Here is a 17,812-nt window from a genome sequence, read left to right on the forward strand (position 1 = left end):
AACTTTTTACAAGATGGTGTACAAGTACGTCCCATGCCGGCCGAAAGCGGCAGTACCACCAGTCGTCACGATGGCATCGAGCAGACGGGTACGGCGACGACACTCACCGACGCGCTCATCGACAGCCTCGACCGGTTCGCCGACCGGGTCGCGATCAGCGTCGACGGCGAGGAGTTCACCTATCGGGAACTCGACGAACGGTCGAACGCGGTGGCGAACGCGCTGGTCGCACGGGGGGTCGAACCCGGTGACCGCGTCGCGCTGATGATGTCGAACTGCCTCGGCTACGTCGTCGCGGACCTGGCCCTGCTGAAGACGGGCGCGGTGAAACTCCCGCTCAACGACATGCTGACCGAGGACGAGTTCGAGTACATGCTCCGTGACTCCGGGGCCGGCACCGTTGTCGCCGGGTCGGCGTTCACCGACACGCTGGCGTCGCTGGTCGACGCCGTCGACACCGTCGAGCGTGGGTTCGTCATCGACGCCGAACACGACCGGTTCGACTCGCTCGCCGACCTGGAGGCCGAGGGCGACAGCGCGACAGCGCCGGATGTGACGGTCCGCCCCCAGGACCCGTCCGGCCACTTCTACACCGGTGGCACCACCGGCGACCCGAAGGGCGTCGTCCACTCGCACGACAACTTCCTCCAGAACATGTACGCCCACATCACGGAACTGGGCCTGACGGGGAACGACACGCTGCTCCTGATGACGCCGCTTCCACACTCGGCCGGGGCGTTCCTGTGGGCCGCCCTGCTGGTCGGCGCGAAGTCGGTCATCCGGCCCGGATTCGACCCCGGGCAGGCGCTCGCGGATATCGAGGAACACGACGTGACGTGGACGTTCCTCGTCCCGACGATGATCTACACGGTGCTGGACCACCCGGACCTCGAGACGACGGATACGTCGTCGCTGGAGACACTGGTCTACGGCGCCGCGCCGATGACGCCGGCCCGTCTCCGTGAGGGGCTCGACGAGTTCGGGACCGTGTTCACCCAGTTCTACGGGCAGACCGAGGTGCCGAACATCATCACCGTCCTCGGGAAGGAGGAGCACCGTATCGCCATCGAGGAGGGTGAGGAGCAACGCCTCGGCTCCGCCGGCCAGCCCGCCCTGATGGCGGATGTCAAGATCGTCGATACGGAGACCGGCGAGCGCCAGCCGCCCGGCTCGGAGGGCGAGATCATGGCGACCGCGCCGTACGTGATGGAGGAGTACTGGCAGCTGCCCGAGAAGACCGCGGAGACGGTCGAGAACGGCTGGGTCCACACCGGCGACGTCGGCAAACGCGACGAGGACGGCTACGTCTACCTCCTCGACCGGAAGAGCAACATGATCATCTCCGGCGGGATGAACGTCTACAGCACCGATGTCGAGGACGTGCTGGTCACGCACGAGGGTGTCTCGCAGGTCGCCGTCATCGGGGTCCCCGACGAGAAGTGGGGCGAGGCGGTGACAGCCATCGTCGTTCCGGAGGACGGGTCGGTCACGGCCGAGGAGATCCACGCGTTCGCCGACGAGGAGCTCGCGGACTACAAGCGCCCGAAACACGTCGAGTTCCGCGACGAGCTGCCCCAGACCCCGTACGGCAAGATCGACAAGAAGGCGCTCCGGGAGCCGTTCTGGGAGGACTCCGACCGGGAGATCAACTGACCGCGACGACCGCCGGTCCCGACGCGTCGGGGGGCGATTCGCGGGGAAACCGTTAACTACTCGCACGGAATGAGTTGGCACGATGGTTGCACCGACGCGCGTCGATCGCCGGACTCGCGCCCGACCACCTGCGCTATGGACCGATGAGCCAAGTCGTATCTGACCAGCACGAGACACTCGTCACGCTTCTTGCCGACCGAGCGGCCAGTATCGGTGACGGTCCGCTCGTCCACACTGCCGACCGGACGTACAGCTATCGAGAACTCGACCGACAGTCCAACGCCATCGCCAACGCCCTCGTCGACCGAGGGGTCGAGCCGGGCGACCGTATCTGTACCTTCCTCGAGAACAGTCCCGAGTACCTCGCCGTCTGGTTCGGCATCGCCAAGGCCGGGGCGGTCATGGTCCCACTGAACACCGACCTCTATGGCGAGGGCCTGGCGTACGTCCTGCGCGACTCCACGGCGACGACGATCTTCATCGACGACGCGACCCGGGAGCACTACGAGACGGTTCGCGGTGACGACAACCACGTCGAGACGGAGTTCCTGCTGGGCGAGGCTCCCCCACGTTCGTCGTACCAGTCGTTCGCGGCCCTGCTAGACGCCGAGCAGGCGATGGGACCGAGCCGGTCTCCCCGTGGCTCCGACCCGATGTCCATCATCTACACGAGCGGGACCACCGGCGAGCCGAAGGGCGTCGTCCTCCCGCACTACTCCTACATCACCACTGGAAGCGTGTTCGCCGATATGGTGCTGTCTTCGGGCCGGGACGACCGTGCGTTCACGACGCTTCCCCTCTCTCACGCCAATGCCCAGCAGACGACCGTACCGGGGGCGATTCTCGCGAAGACGGATTTCGCCCTGTACGAGGAGTTCGATCCGGACCGCTTCTGGGACCAGATTCGGCGCCACGACGCGACGGTGTTCAACTACATCGGGACGATGATCACCAACCTCCACAACACCGAGGCGAAACCGGACGACGCCGACAACCCCGCGGTGTACGGCGTCGGTGCCAACGCTCCACCAGGTGTTTTCGACTCGTTCGAACCCCGCTTCGATGTCCAGCTGGTCGAGGGGTACGGGCTCACCGAGACCGCGACCATCGCGGCGATCAACCCCGTCGACGCCCCGCGCCGCGGGAGCATCGGGAAACCCCTCCCGCACACGGAGATGGAGATCGTCGACGAAGAGGACCGTCCGCTATCCCCCGGTGAGGAGGGTGAGATCGTCGTCCGGCCCCTCGAGCCGAACGTGTTCATGCTGGGCTACCACAACCGTCCCGAGGAGACCGTCGACGCGTGGCAGAACCTCTGGTTCCACACCGGCGATATCGGCTACAAGGACGAGGACGGCTACTTCCACTTCGTCGACCGGAAGGCGTACGCCATCCAGCAGCCTGGTGGGAACATCTCCTCCTACGAGGTCGAGAGCGTCCTCAGTGACCACCCCGACCTGAAGGAGGCTGCGGTGTTCGGCGTTCCGGACGACCGGGGCTCCGAGGCCGTCAAGGCGGTCGTCGTCCCGAAACCGGGGGCGATGCCGACACCCGTCGACATCGTCGATTACTGCGACGGCAAGCTCGCCTACTTCAAGGTCCCGCGGTACATCGACATCCGCGACGAGCTCCCGAAGACGTCCACCGAGCGGGTGAAGAAGTACGAACTGATGGCCGAGAGCAACGACGGGGTCTGGGACCGCGAGAGCGGCTACGAACTCAAGCGGTGAGTCGGCTTCTGCGACATCGCCGCTCTCAGAGCGAGGACGGTCCGTCCGGCAAGAGCGAACTGGTCGAGCGCCGACACACCGAGGTGGGCAGTACCGTTATCTCCTCTACGACACGCCAAGATTTTTACTGGGCCCCGACAATCGTTCACGTGGCGGTGACTGACACATGGCGAAGACATTCCCAAGCGACGAATGGTTCGACGAACTGGGGGACCGACTGAACGCGAACGAGACCTACACCGAGCAGGCCGAAGGCTGGGGCGTCGACTTCGACGGTGACTTCATCTTCACCATCGAGGCTGGCGATGGGCTCCCGGAGACCTACCACTACTTCATCGGCCTCGAGGACGGCGACTGCACTGGGACTCGTCCGGTCGACAATCCGGCCGAGGTCGAGAACGGCTTCGAGCTCTCCGGCCCGTACGGGAACTGGCAGTCCCTCGTCCGCGGCGAGATGGGCGCCATCGAGGGTATCATGGGTGGCGACTTCGAGCTGGACGGGAGTATGAACACCTTGCTCAAATATCAGGACGCCGCGACGACGTTCGTGGAGTCCTGTTCGGAGATCGAGACGGAGTTCGCGTGAAACCGCCTGCCGGGGCCCCTGAACGTCCACGTCGGCCTCTCCGCCGGTCACGGTGAGTCGTCACGCGAGGTGCATGCGGGCCTCGGAGGAACATCCGCTGCCCCACGTTATTTATATATAGGCCGTTTTTAAGAGGTTCCTATGGAAAAATATAATAAACTCTCTTCCGAACAGCTGTCTGCATGCGGACCAGTACCAACCCTCTCGCGGTATGGCGGACCGTGAGACGAGCCGGCTCCGGCGCGAGGGGCTGAGTCGGTGACCTGACGGTCGGCCCCGCGACGGATGCCTGGAGACCGGAGAGTACCGGGATGATGAACAGCAGACACGAACTCACAGATGGAAACGACAATCGACATCGACACAGGCGGAACGTTCACGGACGGCACCGTCAGGCGCGGTGACGAGGTATGGACGCTCAAGACGTCCACGACACCCCATGACCTGACGGTCTGTTTCTCCGATATCATCGAACAGGCGGCCGCCCTGTTCGAAGAAGAACCACGGGAGTTGCTCACGACGGTCGACTGCATCCGATACTCGACTACTATCGGTACCAACGCGGTCATCGAGCGTGAGGGGGCGAACGTGGGGGTTCTGACCCCCCGGACATCTCTCGGCCAGCTGGAGAGCTACGACGCCTCGCTCGTGGACGATATCCTCGAACAGGGAGCCCAGCGGGAGCTGGCGAGCGCCTCTGACTCCCGACAGACAGCGAAGCGGTACAACGACCTGGCCGAGGAGTTGAGCGACAACATCGTCGTCGGGATGGACTCACTGGAGTCCGAACGAGCCATCCAGGACGTTCTGCTGGACGAACAGCCCCAGCACTACCTGGGGAGCGTTCCGTTGCATCTCACGCACGAACTGACAAGCGACCCCGACGACCAGCGGCGCCTCAGGACGACGCTGGTCGACTCGTACCTGCACCCCTCGCTCGGGGAGTTCCTCTACCGGGCCGAGGACTTCCTGCGCGACCACGGGTACGACAACCCGCTGCTCGTCTTCTGCAACGACGGCGCCTCGACCCGGGTCGCCAAGACGACGGCGCTCCAGACCTACAACTCCGGCCCGTCAGCCGGCATCCAGGGTGCGGCCGAGATGGCGACCCTGTACGACGCATCGGACGCGGTCGCACTCGATATCGGGGGGACGAGTGCCGACGTGGCACTCATCCGGGACGGTGCGGTCGCACGCGACGAGTTCGGGGAGGTCGAGGGCGTCGAGGTATCCTTCCCGATGCGGAAACTCTTCCCGGTCAGTGGCGGTGGCGGCACCGTCGCGAAGGTCGTCGGTGACGACCTCGAACTCGGGCCCGAGAGTGCGGGGGCGAATCCGGGCCCGGCGTGTTACGGCCTCGGTGGCCGGCGGCCGACGGTCACCGACGCGGACGTCGTCTCGGGTATCATGACACCCGGGTTCTTCGCGGGCGACGAGGTCTCGCTCGACGCCGACCGGGCCCGGAGCGTCATCGAGGAGCATATCGCCGAACCGCTCGGGCTCACGCCCGAGGAGGCTGCACTCGAGATTCGCAACCGGCTCGAGGGACAGATCGGGTCGTTCATCCGCGAGAAGCTCTCCAGCCGCGATATCGCTCCCGCCGAGGCGACGCTCGTCGTGTACGGGGGGGCCGGTCCGACCCACGCGTGTGGTGTCGCCCGCAATGCAGGCATCGAGCGTATCGTCGTCCCGTCGTATCCGTCGGTCTTCAGCGCGCACAGCGTCGGTTTCAGCGACGTCGTGCACGACTACCACTTCCGCGCAGCGGAGCAGAACGACCTGGACGGGCTCTCGGACGAGGTCGGCCGCTTGCGACAGCGGGCTCGCCGCGACATGGAGGGCGAGGGCTTCGGAGCTGACGAGGTCGAACTGTCCTGGCACGTCAGCGGCGTCACCGGAACCGAGGCCACCGACCTCGGAGCCGTCGACCCGGCCGAGGCCGAATCCGAACTGGCGGCGCGACTCGACGACTACGACCAGGCCGTCCTGACGCTCACCGCGACCGCACAGCTCCCGACGAACACGTTCACCCCGCGACTGTCGACCACGACCGAGCTGGAGCCGGCCAGCGAGAGCGACATCGCGTGGCAGACCGCCGATGGGCAGGCGACCGCGTCGACTCCCGTCTTCGACTACCGGGAGATCGAGGGCCAGGCCTCGGCCGCGGGGCCTGCAGTGCTGCGTGACACCTCGACGACATACGCGATTCCCCCCGACTGGCGGTTCGAGATCAACGAGTACGGACACATGGTCATCACTGCGGAGGACAGCTAATGGCACACAGCGAACACGGTACGAATCAGGGCGTACAGACCGACGGAATCGAGGCCGAGGTCGGGCTCGACGAGCCCGCCGTCGTCCCGATCACGCCGTACCTCGGCATCGACCTCGACGTCGAGCAGTGGCGGTGTCGGCGCTGCGGCGAGGAACTCGACGACGCCACGGAGAACTACAAGCACGGGCTCCTCGTCAACGAGCGGGACCCGAGCGAGATCCACCGGCCGCTCATCGGCGACGAGTACGAGTACACCTACTCCCCGGACTCGGAGTGGTGCCGTATTCTGGAGTACTACTGCCCCGGTTGTGGGGCACAGGTGGAGACGGAGTACCTGCCCCCCGGGCATCCACCGACGAACGAGATTCAGCCGGACCTCGACTGGCTCCGTGAGCGCTACATGGAGGGAGACACATGAAACGCGTCAGTGTCGATATCGGCGGAACCTTCACCGACTGTGTGGTCGCGTGGGGCGACCAGCGTGTCGAGTCCAAGGCGCCGACGACGCATCACGACCTCACCGAGGGGTTCATGGAGGCGCTGACGGCCGGTGCGGAAAAAATCGACCTGTCCGTCGAGACGGTGCTCTCGGATGTCGATTCGGTCAGGTACGGGACCACGCTCGGGACGAACGCGCTCATCGAGCGGACCGGTGAGCGCGTCGGCCTCATCACGACGAAGGGCCACGAGGACACCATCCGCATCGGCCGAGGGCGCCAGTACGGCGATGGCCTCTCTATCGAGGACCAGGCTGACATCCCGGGCGCCGACCGACCGGACCCGATCGTCCCCTCGGACTACCGCTACGGCATCCGCGAACGGGTCGACTACAAGGGCGATGTCCTGCTGGAGGCCGACCGAGAGGAGATCCGCGAGGTCGTCAACTCGCTGGTCGATGACGGCGTCCGCGCCATCGCGGTCGTGCTTCTGAACAGCACCGTCAATCCGGTCCACGAGCTCCTCGTCGAGGAGATCGTCAACCAGGAGTACCCGAGCAACGTCCTCGGATCGACGCCGGTCGTCCTCTCTCACCGGGTGACGGGCAAGAACGGGGAGTACATGCGCAGCAACGCGACGGTCATCAACGCCTACCTCCACCGCATCATGCGGGAGGGGCTGCAGGACATGCAGTCGGTCCTCCGGGACCACGGCTACGAGAAGCCGCTCCAGCTCGTCCACAACACCTCCGGGATGGCCCAGCTGGGCAAGACCTACGCCATCCAGACGATGCACGCGGGGCCCGTCGCGGGACTGGGCGCCGCCCAGCAGCTCGCCGACGAACTCGACGACGAGAACCTCATCACGACCGACATGGGTGGCACGAGCTTCGATATCGGGGCCGTCACGGAGGGTGAGGTCTCGCTGTACGAGTACGAGCCCATCATCGACCGGTGGCTCATCAACATCCCGATGGTGTACATGAAGACCATCGGCGCTGGCGGGGGGTCGATACTCGGCTACAACTCCGCGGAGGATGTCATCACGGTCGGCCCGGAGAGCGCGGGGTCGGACCCCGGCCCGGCGTGTTACAACCGTGGCGGCCGTCGGGCGACGGTGACCGATGTCGACGTCGTACTGGGGTATCTCAACCCGGACTACTTCTGGGGCGGCGAGCTGGAGCTGGAGGAGCGGCTCGCCCGACGCGCCGTCCGCCGCGACATCGCGGAGCCGATGGACGTGAGCGTCGAGGAGGCCGCCGCCGCTGCGAGACAGGTTGTCGACACGAAGATGGCCCAGACGATGTTCAACGAGATCTCGCTGCAGGGCTACGACCCACGGAACTTCTCCATCCTCTCGTACGGTGGGGCTGGCCCGACCCACGCGTGCGGGTACGCGGAGGAACTGGACGTCGAGAAGGTCATCGTGCCGCCGTTCAGCCCCGTGCTGTCGGCGGCCGGTGCTGGCAACCTCGACCAGATGCACATGTACGAGCAGTCGGTCTACCTCGAACTGTTCGACGGTGAGGGGCAGACGTACTTCGACGATTACGAGCAGTTCAACGACGTCGTCGCGACACTCCAGGACAAGGGCCGGCGTGACCTCCTCGACGAGGGCTACTCGGCCGACCGCATCCAGCACACTGTGGAGTGCGACCTGAAGTACGGTGTCCAGCTGCAGACGACGACGGCTCGGAGTCCGGTCGAGACCATCGACGACCGGGAGGACCTGCTGCGGTTACTGAAGGCCTTCCGCGACTCCTACGGGGACAACTTCGGCGACGAGGCCCACATGCCGAGCTCGGACATCAACCTCATCACCATCCGGGTTCAGTCCTACGTGGAGCAACCCCGGATGGAGTACACCTCGACCGGCGATGCGGCGGCGCTGACAGACGGTGCCGGGACGCCGGACACCGGGCGCTCCCGGTCGTGCTACTTCGGCGGCGAGTTCGTCGAGACGCCGGTCCACCGGTTCACCGAGATGGGGACCGGCGCCGTCGATGGGCCGGCCATCGTCGAGCACCCCGAGACGACCATCGTGGTCAACGACGGCTGGACCTTCGACCGGACGCCGGCCGGCGTCTCGTATCTCAGGCGACAGTGACGGCGAGCACAGGCACGGAACCGACATCACACCGGATACGACAATGACAGACGACACCCCAGACGACGCGACCGACCGAAAGGCCGACGGCGGCGTCTCACAGGCGGCGCCCGTCGCCGAGGACGAGCGGAGTATCGAAGCCGAGATGACCGAATTCCTCGAAGGCGAGGAACTGTTCGAGGGGCCGGATCGGGAGATAATGGAGCAACACTCCATGGAGCCCCGGACGGACCGTCAGGAGGCGGCCCTCGACGCGATCGCCGACGAGGACGTGACCCGGATGGTCGTCAACAACCAGCTTCAGGCCATCGGCAACGAGGGACTGGACATGGCGATGCAGATCGCCTCCTCGCCCGGGGCGAAGTGGGGCGACCTCATCACGGGCCTGTTCACCCGCGAGGGCGACCTGGCGGTGGCCTCCTCCAGTGGCGTGCTGTCGTTCATCGTCCTCCAGGGCCTGCCCATCAAGCACGTGATGAAGAAGTGGCGGGAGAACCCCGACTACGAGATCAACGAGGGGGACGTGTTCCACCACATGGACGCCCGGTACGGGAACATCCACAACGCCGACCAGAGCACGTTCATCCCGGTGTTCGATGGCGACGAGCACATCGCGTGGGCGAGCTGTGTCATCCACGAGGGCGAGAACGGCTCGACTGAACCGGGTGGCATCCCCGGCGACGCCGAGAGCCCGTACGACGAGGGGCTGAAGACCCAGCCGATGAAGATCGGCACGGACTACGAACTGGACGAGGAGCTCATCACGTTCTTCCAGAACTCCACCCGGGACAAGAAGCTCACCCGGAACGACCACCAGGCGCGGCTGGCGTCGGTGATGCGGATGATAGACCGCATCGACGAGGTCATCGACCAGTACGGTGCCGACCACGTGGTCGGGGGCTTGCGCCACTCGCTGGAGTCGGCCGAGGAGGAGATGCGAGCCCGCATCGAGGCGACCCCCGACGGAACCTACCGGCACACCACGTTCGCCGACAGCACCCTCAAGGAGGACTGTCTCATCAAGATCCCCTGTGAGATTACCATCGAGGGCGACGAGATCACCATCGACTACCGCGGCGCCGGGCCCGAGTTCGACGACCGGGCGACCAACGCCATCTTCGCGTCGCTCAAGAGCGTCCTCATGCCGGCGTTCCTCAACTTCATCTGGCCGGACCTGCCGCGGAACCAGGCGATTTTCGAGCCGGTCCACATCGAGGCCGACAGGGGCTCCATCGTCCACTGCACCCGCGAGGTCCCGAACGCCCAGAGCATGATGACGCTGTTCCCGGCGTTCTCCTCGATGGAGCAGTCGATGATGAAGGCGCTCTATCCCGAGTTCACGCAGGAGAACCGCTCGGAGGCCACGGACATCCACGCGAACCACTACAACTGTATCAACGGCTGGACCTACGGTGGGACCAACCAGCACGGGGACTTCGTCGGCAACATCGTGACCGACATCAACACGATGCCCGGCGCCGCCCGCTGGGACCGCGATGGGCTCCACTCCCAGGCCGCCTTCTTCTGTGCGATGGGTGACATGGGCGAGACCGAGCACTACGAGGAGGAGTACCCCTTCGTGGCGCTCTCGCGGGCGCGGCTCCTGAAGGACCTGCAGGGTTTCGGCCGCTACCGTGGCGGCCACGGCCACCAGCAGGTGTTCACCCACAAGAACACCCCGGCGTGGGCGTGGCTCGCGACCGGCATCGGGTCGCGGTTCCCCTCGGTCCACGGGCTGTACGGGGGCTACGGCGCCCCGGCCATCCCCGCCGGCCGCATCAAGGACGCCAACGTCCTCGAGCTGCTGGAGGAGGACCCCGAGGACTGGGAGTACGACATTCCCGACCTGATGCAGGAGAAACCGCTCGACGGGGAGTACACCACCTGGGACCTCGGTCTGCAGCAGGAGCTGGCCGAGGAGGGTGAGGTCTACTGGGTGACTCAGGGGGCCGGCGGTGGCCTCGGTGACCCCATCGAACGCGACGCCGAGTCGGTCCTCGAGGACCTGGAGAAGGACCTCATCTCCGAGTGGGTCCTCGAGAACATCTACGAGGTGGCCTACGACGAGGAGACCATGATGGTCGACGAGGCGGCCACCGAGGAGCGCCGCGAGTCGAAACGTGAGCAGCGACTGGAGGAGGGCGTCCCGTTCGACGAGTTCGTCGATGACTGGGAGACGGAGACGCCGCCGCTCGACATGCCGTACTTCGGCTCCTGGCACGACAAGGAGGAGATCTACGCGGGCTGGGTCAACCAGCGGATGGCTCCCGACGAGCTGGAGGGCATGCCGATGAACTTCTTCCGCACGCAGGCGCCCGCACTGTTCGACACCCCGAAGTACCCGCCACGGCCGGAGTACAAGGGCGACCTCAGCGACGACTAGGGCGGGCCATCCTAGCTCTGGCGTGGGTTCCGACACCACGCCAGGGTTTAACGTGTCGTCGGTCCAACCTCGGGTCGAGTCGGATGAGTGTACCAGTGTTCGACGGCCAGTTCGTCTACGTACCGCTGTATCAGGACTACGCCGCACGGGTCGGTGACGAGATGCCCGACCGACCCTGGACCGACCCCGTCGGTTGGTCGACGGCGTTGCGACAGACCGCCGACCTCGTCGGTCCGGATGTGGCCGCCGTCTCCGGTGTCGACGCTCTCGCCGCGGACCTCGAAACGGCCGATGGGGCCGACCTCGCGAGTGTCCGGTTCGACGAGGCACTGGGCCCGGGCGTCGAGGGGTTCGCCGAGACCATCGGTATCGTCGCGGATGTCCGTTCGGAGCCTGTCGGTGCCGTCCTGCCGAGCCCGGCGACGGTCTGTGTCGACCAGCTGGGCGCCGACTGGCTCGATGCCGTCGCAGCCGACGAGTTCGCTGCTCTCGACGCCCTTCACGAGGCGGGCCAGGCGGTGACTGATGTCATCCGGTCGCTCGAGGGGACCGTCGACGTTCTGCTGCTCGATGAGCGTGGCCTGGAGACGGCCCGTGACCGGGGACTGTCACTCGATGACGCGCTCCTCGAGGCGGGGGCCGTGTTCAACACCGCCGACCACCACGGCCTGCGTGTGGTCGGTCGCTTCCCGTCTACGCTTCGGGGCGATGCCGCGGCGCTTCTCGACGAGTACGATGTGGTGGCGTTCGAGGCGCTGCCACCCGAGGCCGCCGAGTCGCTGGCCGACGTTTCCGGTCGAACCGGTGGCTCGCTGCCCGCGGCGGTGTGGTCTGCGGAGCCGGCGACGTTCGAGTCCCGCGTTGAATCCTTCCAGAATGCGCTTCCGGAGGGGTTCGTGTGGCTCGTACCCGTTCCCGCCACCGCCGCGCCCGAGCGTGTCCAGCGCTTCCGCGAGCTGCTCGGTCGGTGACGAGCGTCCGGACGTGGCGGCCGTGGCACCAGGTGATTCACTCCGGTTGGGGCCCGATATCGGTCAATAACCGCCGGCGTACCGCTCGGTCGTCGAACCCGAGGTGAGAGAGCAGGTTACACATCACCGTCGTCCGGTACAGCGGGACCTGGTCCGGATACGTGCGGTGGAGCGTCGACTCGACCGCCCGCCCGACCGCCTCGGCGTGGTCACAGCGCGGGTGGTGGGGGTAGAACTCCTCGCTGAAGAACGCGTACAAGAACGCCGGCAGCTCGTCCCGACTCCGTCGCTCGAAGAACGCCCGGAGACGGTCGTACGACCAGTCCTCGAAGTAGCTACCGATGTCGAGGTTCTCGAGCTGGCCGACCAGCCGGCTCTCCGGGTTGAGGTCCGCCAGCGTGAGGTCGTGGGTCGCCAGCTCCTGCTCAAAGGCGGCGAGGACGGCCTCTCTGTCGCCACTGGCGCGCAGCTCCGTAACCCGCTCGTCACCGACGGAGAGCATGGTGTCGAACCGGCGCCGGCGCTCGGTCAGGAACCGTTCGCCACAACAGTCGGGGTATCCCAGGAGATCGCTCTTCGTCCGGATCTCGGCGAGCTTGTGGTCTCGCGAGGCTGCCGTCGGGACTCGTCCGTCCCGGAGCGAGCGGAGATACTGCTCCTTCCGATGGCTGATGCGCTCGATATCCTCGCGAACACGTTCGTCGGTGAAGAGGTACGCCTCGACCTTCCAGCCGGGCGTACCGTCGCGGTAGACGGCCGACTCGAACATCGTATCGCGGTACGGGACGGCGACGATTTCGCTCGACAGTCCCTCGAGGTCGGGAGTGAGTACCGATGTCCAGAGCGCCTCCGCGAAGAACGCCTCGACGGTGTCGGTGGCCGCGAGGAGCTGTTCATTCACCGCCGGGGCCGAGTCCGACTCGACCGTCGGGCGGTCCGTCCGGTGGAACTCGGACAGTAGGTCCGGGAACCGGCTCTCGTCGAACGGAACCATCGTACACGGCCGTTCGGAGAGCGTGAGGAGGGCGTCCGCCACGACATCCGGATACTGGGACGAACGGAGGTGCATATCCACGCCCGGAAGCATCACCCGTGATTCCGGAGGGCCGTGCAAGTAACTTTCCCCGCCCCGGGACCACTCCACCGGGCCGCTGCCAGGCTCAGTGCCGACAGCTTTATGCACTGGTCTGACAATGACAAAGCCACACACGGAACGAGTTAGCATGGGATTCCTGCAGCGAATGCTGGATGGTCTCCCGGTTCAGGCCATCCGTCGAACACGAGGCAGACAGACACCGCTCGAGACGGGCTTCACGCTCGACGAGTGGCTGGACGAGCAGCCGGCCGACCTTCCGGGGGTAGCCGAGGGTGGCAGCGACGAGCCACTCCCCCCGGACCCACCCACGGCGGGACAGTCCCGCTCCGGTTCGACGGTAGAGGGCGCCGCTTCGAGGCGGACCCTGTCGCGGCCAGGGCTGGCGGTCCGGAGTGTCCCGGTACTGGCTCTGGTCATCTTCGCGCTCGGAGCTGTCGCGGTCCGGGTCGTGGTGGGCGTCACCCCGCAACTCGACTCACCGGCCGCCGAGGCGCTCCCTGTCGGACTCCTCGCGCTCGCGGTCGTGGCACTGCTCCTCGGTCGCCGGGAGACGCTCGCCACCCTGGCACCGGCCCATTACGGTTCGGCCGAACAGGAACCCCTGGAGAACGGCTTCGCGCTCGACCGCTGGATCGACCGGGAGGCATCGACGACGGCACGGCAGTCAAGCCCGTTCCCGAGTCTTCCGTCGGGTGGCCTCTCCCGGAGCACGCCCGTTCTTGCGCTCGGGGTGTTCGTCGTCGGACTGGTCGCGGTCCGGGTCGCGGTCCGGCTGGAGGGCAGCTCCCAGCCGGTCGCCGGGCTCGTCGTCATCGTGGCCGTCGTGCTGGCGGGGGTGATGCTGTTCTGGGGCCAGGAGTCCGAGCTAGACCGGCTGACGACGGTCCCGGTGCTCCTCGTCGCACTCGTCGTCGTCGGCACGATTTTCGTGCACGGCGCGACCCTGCTGTTTGCCGGCGGTGCCCCCGCCGCGAGCGCCGGCGGCGGCACCACCAACAGTCTCGGCGGTGCGGCCAGCACGGCCTCGCCCACACCGAGCCCGTCGCCGACCAACACGTCGACCGCATCACCGACGCCGACCGCCACCCCGACACCGACGGCCACACCGAGTCCGACGCCGACACCGAGTCCGACGCCGACACCAACGCCGACACCAACGCCGACACCAACGCCGACACCGACGCCGACACCGACGCCGACGCCGACACCGACGCCGACGCCGACACCGACGCCGACACCCACACCGAGTCCGTCGCCGACACCCACACCGAGCCCGACGCCGTCCCCCACGCCGACGGCGACCCCCACCGATACGCCGGTCGACGGCGGCCTCATCGGCGGCGTGTGAGCTGAGTCGGTTCGGCACGCCCCCTCGTTCTCGCTGGCGGCCTGTTCAGGTCCCGCTCCCTGGGGGAATCTGCTGTCCCCTGGAGTGACTCGCCGTCCCAGTGACCGTTCGTTCCTCCTGTGCGAGCCACCGGCTCCGTTCGTCGCTATCGGGGACCCGACGAAGCGAGTGGAGCGGGGTCCCCGGTCGGGTCGCTGGTGGTGAGCGCCGTTCAGGCCTGGTCGACGGGCTCGAGTCGCTCGACCTCGCCGACGACACCGCGATGCTCCCAGTCCTCCGGCTGTCCCGGCTCCTGGCGGGTGTGGAGGTGGACGTCGCCGTTCGACCGCACCAGGAGGGCGTGCTGGAATCCGTCCTCGTCGACGACGAGCCGGCAGACATCCCAGTCGTCGTCCTCGTCGACGCCGAGGCTCCGGTTCATCCCGATGATGCGTCCGGACTCGTGGGTGAACACGAACTGCTGGATGCCGGGTGCGACCTCCGCCGTCTCCTGTGGGGCGTAGATGATAACCGATACCTCGCCGATGTCCGGGTCGGACACCCGGAGCCTGTCCCCGCGGTTCAGCTCCTTGACGACCGTGGCTGTCTCTGGCATGGCATCGTGGGCCACGGGGTGGAACAAGTTATAGCTGGGGGCGCCTGGACCGGTGTCAGCTGGTGAGTCCGCCGACCTCGCCGGCACTGCTCGTCTCGTCGGGCCGGTCGGCCGTCGCGGCATCGCGGATGCCGGCCGCGAGCGCCTGGACCGCGGCGAACAGGCAGGCCAGCCCGACCGCCGGGAAGACGAACGTGTGGCCCGCGCTCGTGAGCATGAAGTTCTGTCCGCGCCACAGCAGGCCGCCCCACTCGAAGGCCCCGTACGGGGCCCCCACCGAGAGGTGCCCGAGGTACGACAGCCCTGCCGTCCCGGCGATGGCTCCCCCGGCAGCGACGAGCCCGTACGCCACCAGCACGCCGCCAACGGGTCGGAGCTCCCGGACGACAGTCCGGCTCCGGGGCTGCCCGAACGCGGTCCCGGCGTCGACCCAGGCCCGCCCGTCGATCTCCGCCAGGAGTGGTCGTATCGTCCGCCAGAGCCGCGGCCAGGCCAGTAGTCCGAACAGCACGCCGACGACCTGGAACTGGGTCGACAGCGTGCTCACTGCCGGATGGAACCAGGCAACCGTCAGGAACAGGAACGGGATGGCGGGGAACAACCCGAGCAGGCCGGCGACTCCGTCGATACCCGCCGCGGTTGGACGCCCGAACTGCAGCGTCAGCGCCCCCGCGAGCAGGACGAGGAACCCCGCGGTCAACAGCACCACCGTGGCGACGAAGAGGTAGCTGCGCAGGCCGAACAGCATCTCGGTGAACAGGTCGGTCCCGAAGTAGGTGGTCCCGAACGGGTGGAACTGGCCGAACTCGTCGTACTGGCCGGGGCCGACGCTCCCGAGCGAGGTTGAGCGCGTCCGGGTGATGGTCTGGCTGACCGCGGCCGACTCGATGGTGCCGGTCTCGGTGTCGAGATAGTCGACCGCCCCCGACCCGTCGACCTCCCCCTCGGTCGCGTCGAGGCTGGAGTGCATGAAGGTCCGGTCGGCGGGCACCGTGCCCAGCGCCGGGGCGAATACAGCGGCGACCAGGAGGACCGCCACGACGGCGCCGCCGACCCGCGCGGCCCGGTGTGCCCGGAGTCGGGCGAGGAACGCGCCGCCCCCGTGCCACGTCGCCGGCCGATACACCTCCCGCAGCAGGCGGTAGCCGTGGCGGAGCCACAGGGCCACCGCGGCCGCGTAGGCGTAGACCAGTCCGACCCGGAGCAGCCAGGCGGCTGCCGGCGAGAGGCCGAACGCGGTCCCCGCCCACCCACCGCCGGGGAGCCGGTAGCCGGCGTTGGGGACGAGCCGCCGGTCGAGGAGCCGCGGGACGACCCCCGCCAGGTCGATGCCGGGGACGAACGCGGAAAGCGTGTCGACGAGGGCCCCGAACTGGAGGAGCACCAGCACCGCGCCGGCGCCGGCCCAGACGAGCGCCGGGCGCGGCGTCGCCCGCACCGCGAGCCGGATTCCGTCGACGTGCCGGCGGGGGCTGAGGTCCCCGCCGGTGTCGACCCCGCCGTCACTCACTGGCCCGCCGTCACTCACCGACCTGTCGTGTTCCGTGGTCGCAGTGCCGCCCCAGACCCCGCGCCGGCGCCGGGTGGGGTCTCCGCCGAGCAGCGAGTGCCCAGCGGCGCCGAGCCAGTCGACCGCCGCCACGAACACCACGAAGACGAAGACCGATGCCTGCAGGGTCGTGTAATCGTTCCTGACGACGGAGATGTACAGTAACGAGCCCAGCCCCTCCAGCGAGAACACCACCTCGACGAGCATCGTCATGCCGACCAGGACCGCGGCGAGTTCGCCCGCGACCAGCAACACCGGGACCGCTCCGACCGGCAGGACGTGCTTGAGTCGGACCAGGCCGCCGTGCAGCCCCTTCGCGCGTGCGGCGTCGACGAACGACCTGTCGGCGGCGGATGCGAGCCCGCGGCTCCAGAGGAACGCCAGGGTCCCCGCCAGGGGGACGGCGAGCGCGAGCGCGGGCGGAATCGCCAGTTTCGTCGCCAGCAGGACCCCGTCGGTCGTCCCCAGGTCGCCTACCGGGAGAGGTCGGGTGATGCTCGACGGTGTCGGTGCGAGGAACGGTCGCCAGTCCAGTCCCAGTAGCAGCTGTCCGAGGTTGAAGAACACGGTCTCGAAGACGGCCGCGAGCAGGAACGCCGGCAGTGCCTTGCCGAGGATGCCGGCATCACGACCGTCACCCGTGTAGCGTGCCGCCACGACGCCGACGATGGTCAGCGGGAGAGCGAGCAGTCCGGTCCACAGCCACAGCCACGCCGTCCGGCCGAGCCGTTGCTCGACGAGGCCATCGACCGACGTTCGTTGCTCGGCCACCGCCTCGTCGCGGTCGGCCCAGGTCTCGCCGAAATCGAACCGGAACATCGAGCCCATGTAGTCGACGTACTGGGCGGTAATCGGGCGGTCGAGCCCGAACGCTGCTTTCTTCTCGGCGAGCGATGATTGCTCCTCCGGCGTCGCGGCCGTCGCGTCCGCCGGGTCCGCGACCCCGAAGTGGACGATTCCGAACACGACCGTCGCGGCGACTGCCACGAACAGGAGCGACAGGGCTGCCCGTCGCAGGAGGTACTCGACCGTCTCGCGCATTGGCTTGGCAGAGTCTCCCACGCGGCGCCCTTAGCTCTGAT

The 17,812-nt window shown here is 67.3% G+C and carries 12 protein-coding genes; 9 read left to right on the forward strand and 3 right to left on the reverse strand.

The features are described 5' to 3' along the window. Positions 1-33 precede the first annotated feature (33 nt). The 8 genes from NL115_RS10250 to NL115_RS10285 all read left to right on the forward strand — a co-directional run bounded on the left by NL115_RS10250 (position 34) and on the right by NL115_RS10285 (position 12,142). Complete coding sequence (locus NL115_RS10250; RefSeq protein WP_254829270.1) at positions 34-1,653, forward strand: class I adenylate-forming enzyme family protein; 1,620 nt, start codon at positions 34-36, stop codon at positions 1,651-1,653. A 143-nt stretch (positions 1,654-1,796) separates the two neighbouring features. Then, positions 1,797-3,383 (forward strand): AMP-binding protein, encoded by a 1,587-nt coding sequence (locus NL115_RS10255; protein WP_254829271.1) that lies wholly within the window; start codon positions 1,797-1,799, stop codon positions 3,381-3,383. 166 nt (positions 3,384-3,549) lie between these two features. After that, a complete protein-coding gene (locus NL115_RS10260; RefSeq protein ID WP_254829272.1) occupies positions 3,550-3,969 on the forward strand; it encodes an SCP2 sterol-binding domain-containing protein in 420 nt (139 codons plus the stop codon). A 339-nt stretch (positions 3,970-4,308) separates the two neighbouring features. After that, a complete protein-coding gene (locus tag NL115_RS10265) occupies positions 4,309-6,243 on the forward strand; it encodes a hydantoinase/oxoprolinase family protein (RefSeq protein WP_254829273.1) in 1,935 nt (644 codons plus the stop codon). After that, a complete protein-coding gene (locus tag NL115_RS10270; protein WP_254824572.1) occupies positions 6,243-6,662 on the forward strand; it encodes an acetone carboxylase subunit gamma in 420 nt (139 codons plus the stop codon). Before NL115_RS10265 ends, NL115_RS10270 begins: the two co-directional genes overlap by 1 nt. Beyond that, complete coding sequence (locus NL115_RS10275; RefSeq protein ID WP_254829274.1) at positions 6,659-8,788, forward strand: hydantoinase/oxoprolinase family protein; 2,130 nt, start codon at positions 6,659-6,661, stop codon at positions 8,786-8,788. The genes NL115_RS10270 and NL115_RS10275 overlap by 4 nt, the downstream gene beginning before the upstream one ends. 43 nt (positions 8,789-8,831) lie before the next feature. Beyond that, positions 8,832-11,171 (forward strand): hydantoinase B/oxoprolinase family protein, encoded by a 2,340-nt coding sequence (locus NL115_RS10280; protein WP_254829275.1) that lies wholly within the window; start codon positions 8,832-8,834, stop codon positions 11,169-11,171. A gap of 83 nt (positions 11,172-11,254) precedes the next feature. Continuing rightward, positions 11,255-12,142, forward strand: a complete 888-nt coding sequence (locus NL115_RS10285) for a hypothetical protein (RefSeq protein WP_254829276.1) — start codon at positions 11,255-11,257, stop codon at positions 12,140-12,142. 37 nt (positions 12,143-12,179) lie between these two features. Here NL115_RS10285 and NL115_RS10290 read toward each other — a convergent pair whose 3' ends face one another. Beyond that, positions 12,180-13,229, reverse strand: a complete 1,050-nt coding sequence (locus NL115_RS10290) for a hypothetical protein (RefSeq protein WP_254829277.1) — start codon at positions 13,227-13,229, stop codon at positions 12,180-12,182. A gap of 136 nt (positions 13,230-13,365) precedes the next feature. Here NL115_RS10290 and NL115_RS10295 point away from each other — a divergent pair, with 136 nt between their 5' ends. Then, on the forward strand, positions 13,366-14,586 hold the full coding sequence (locus NL115_RS10295) for a hypothetical protein (RefSeq protein ID WP_254829278.1): 1,221 nt from the start codon (positions 13,366-13,368) through the stop codon (positions 14,584-14,586). Positions 14,587-14,797: 211 nt separating this feature from the next. Here the strand turns inward: NL115_RS10295 and NL115_RS10300 are convergent, their stop codons facing one another. Together NL115_RS10300 and NL115_RS10305 are read right to left on the reverse strand one after the other, a co-directional pair. Further along, complete coding sequence (locus NL115_RS10300; RefSeq protein WP_254829279.1) at positions 14,798-15,181, reverse strand: hypothetical protein; 384 nt, start codon at positions 15,179-15,181, stop codon at positions 14,798-14,800. 55 nt (positions 15,182-15,236) lie between these two features. Continuing rightward, the gene (locus NL115_RS10305; RefSeq protein ID WP_254829280.1) at positions 15,237-17,771 is read right to left on the reverse strand and encodes an ABC transporter permease subunit; all 2,535 of its coding nucleotides are present in this window, start codon (positions 17,769-17,771) and stop codon (positions 15,237-15,239) included. Between the last annotated feature and the right edge of the window lie 41 nt (positions 17,772-17,812).

This window comes from Haloglomus salinum (assembly GCF_024298825.1).
Classification (GTDB): domain Archaea; phylum Halobacteriota; class Halobacteria; order Halobacteriales; family Haloarculaceae; genus Haloglomus; species Haloglomus salinum.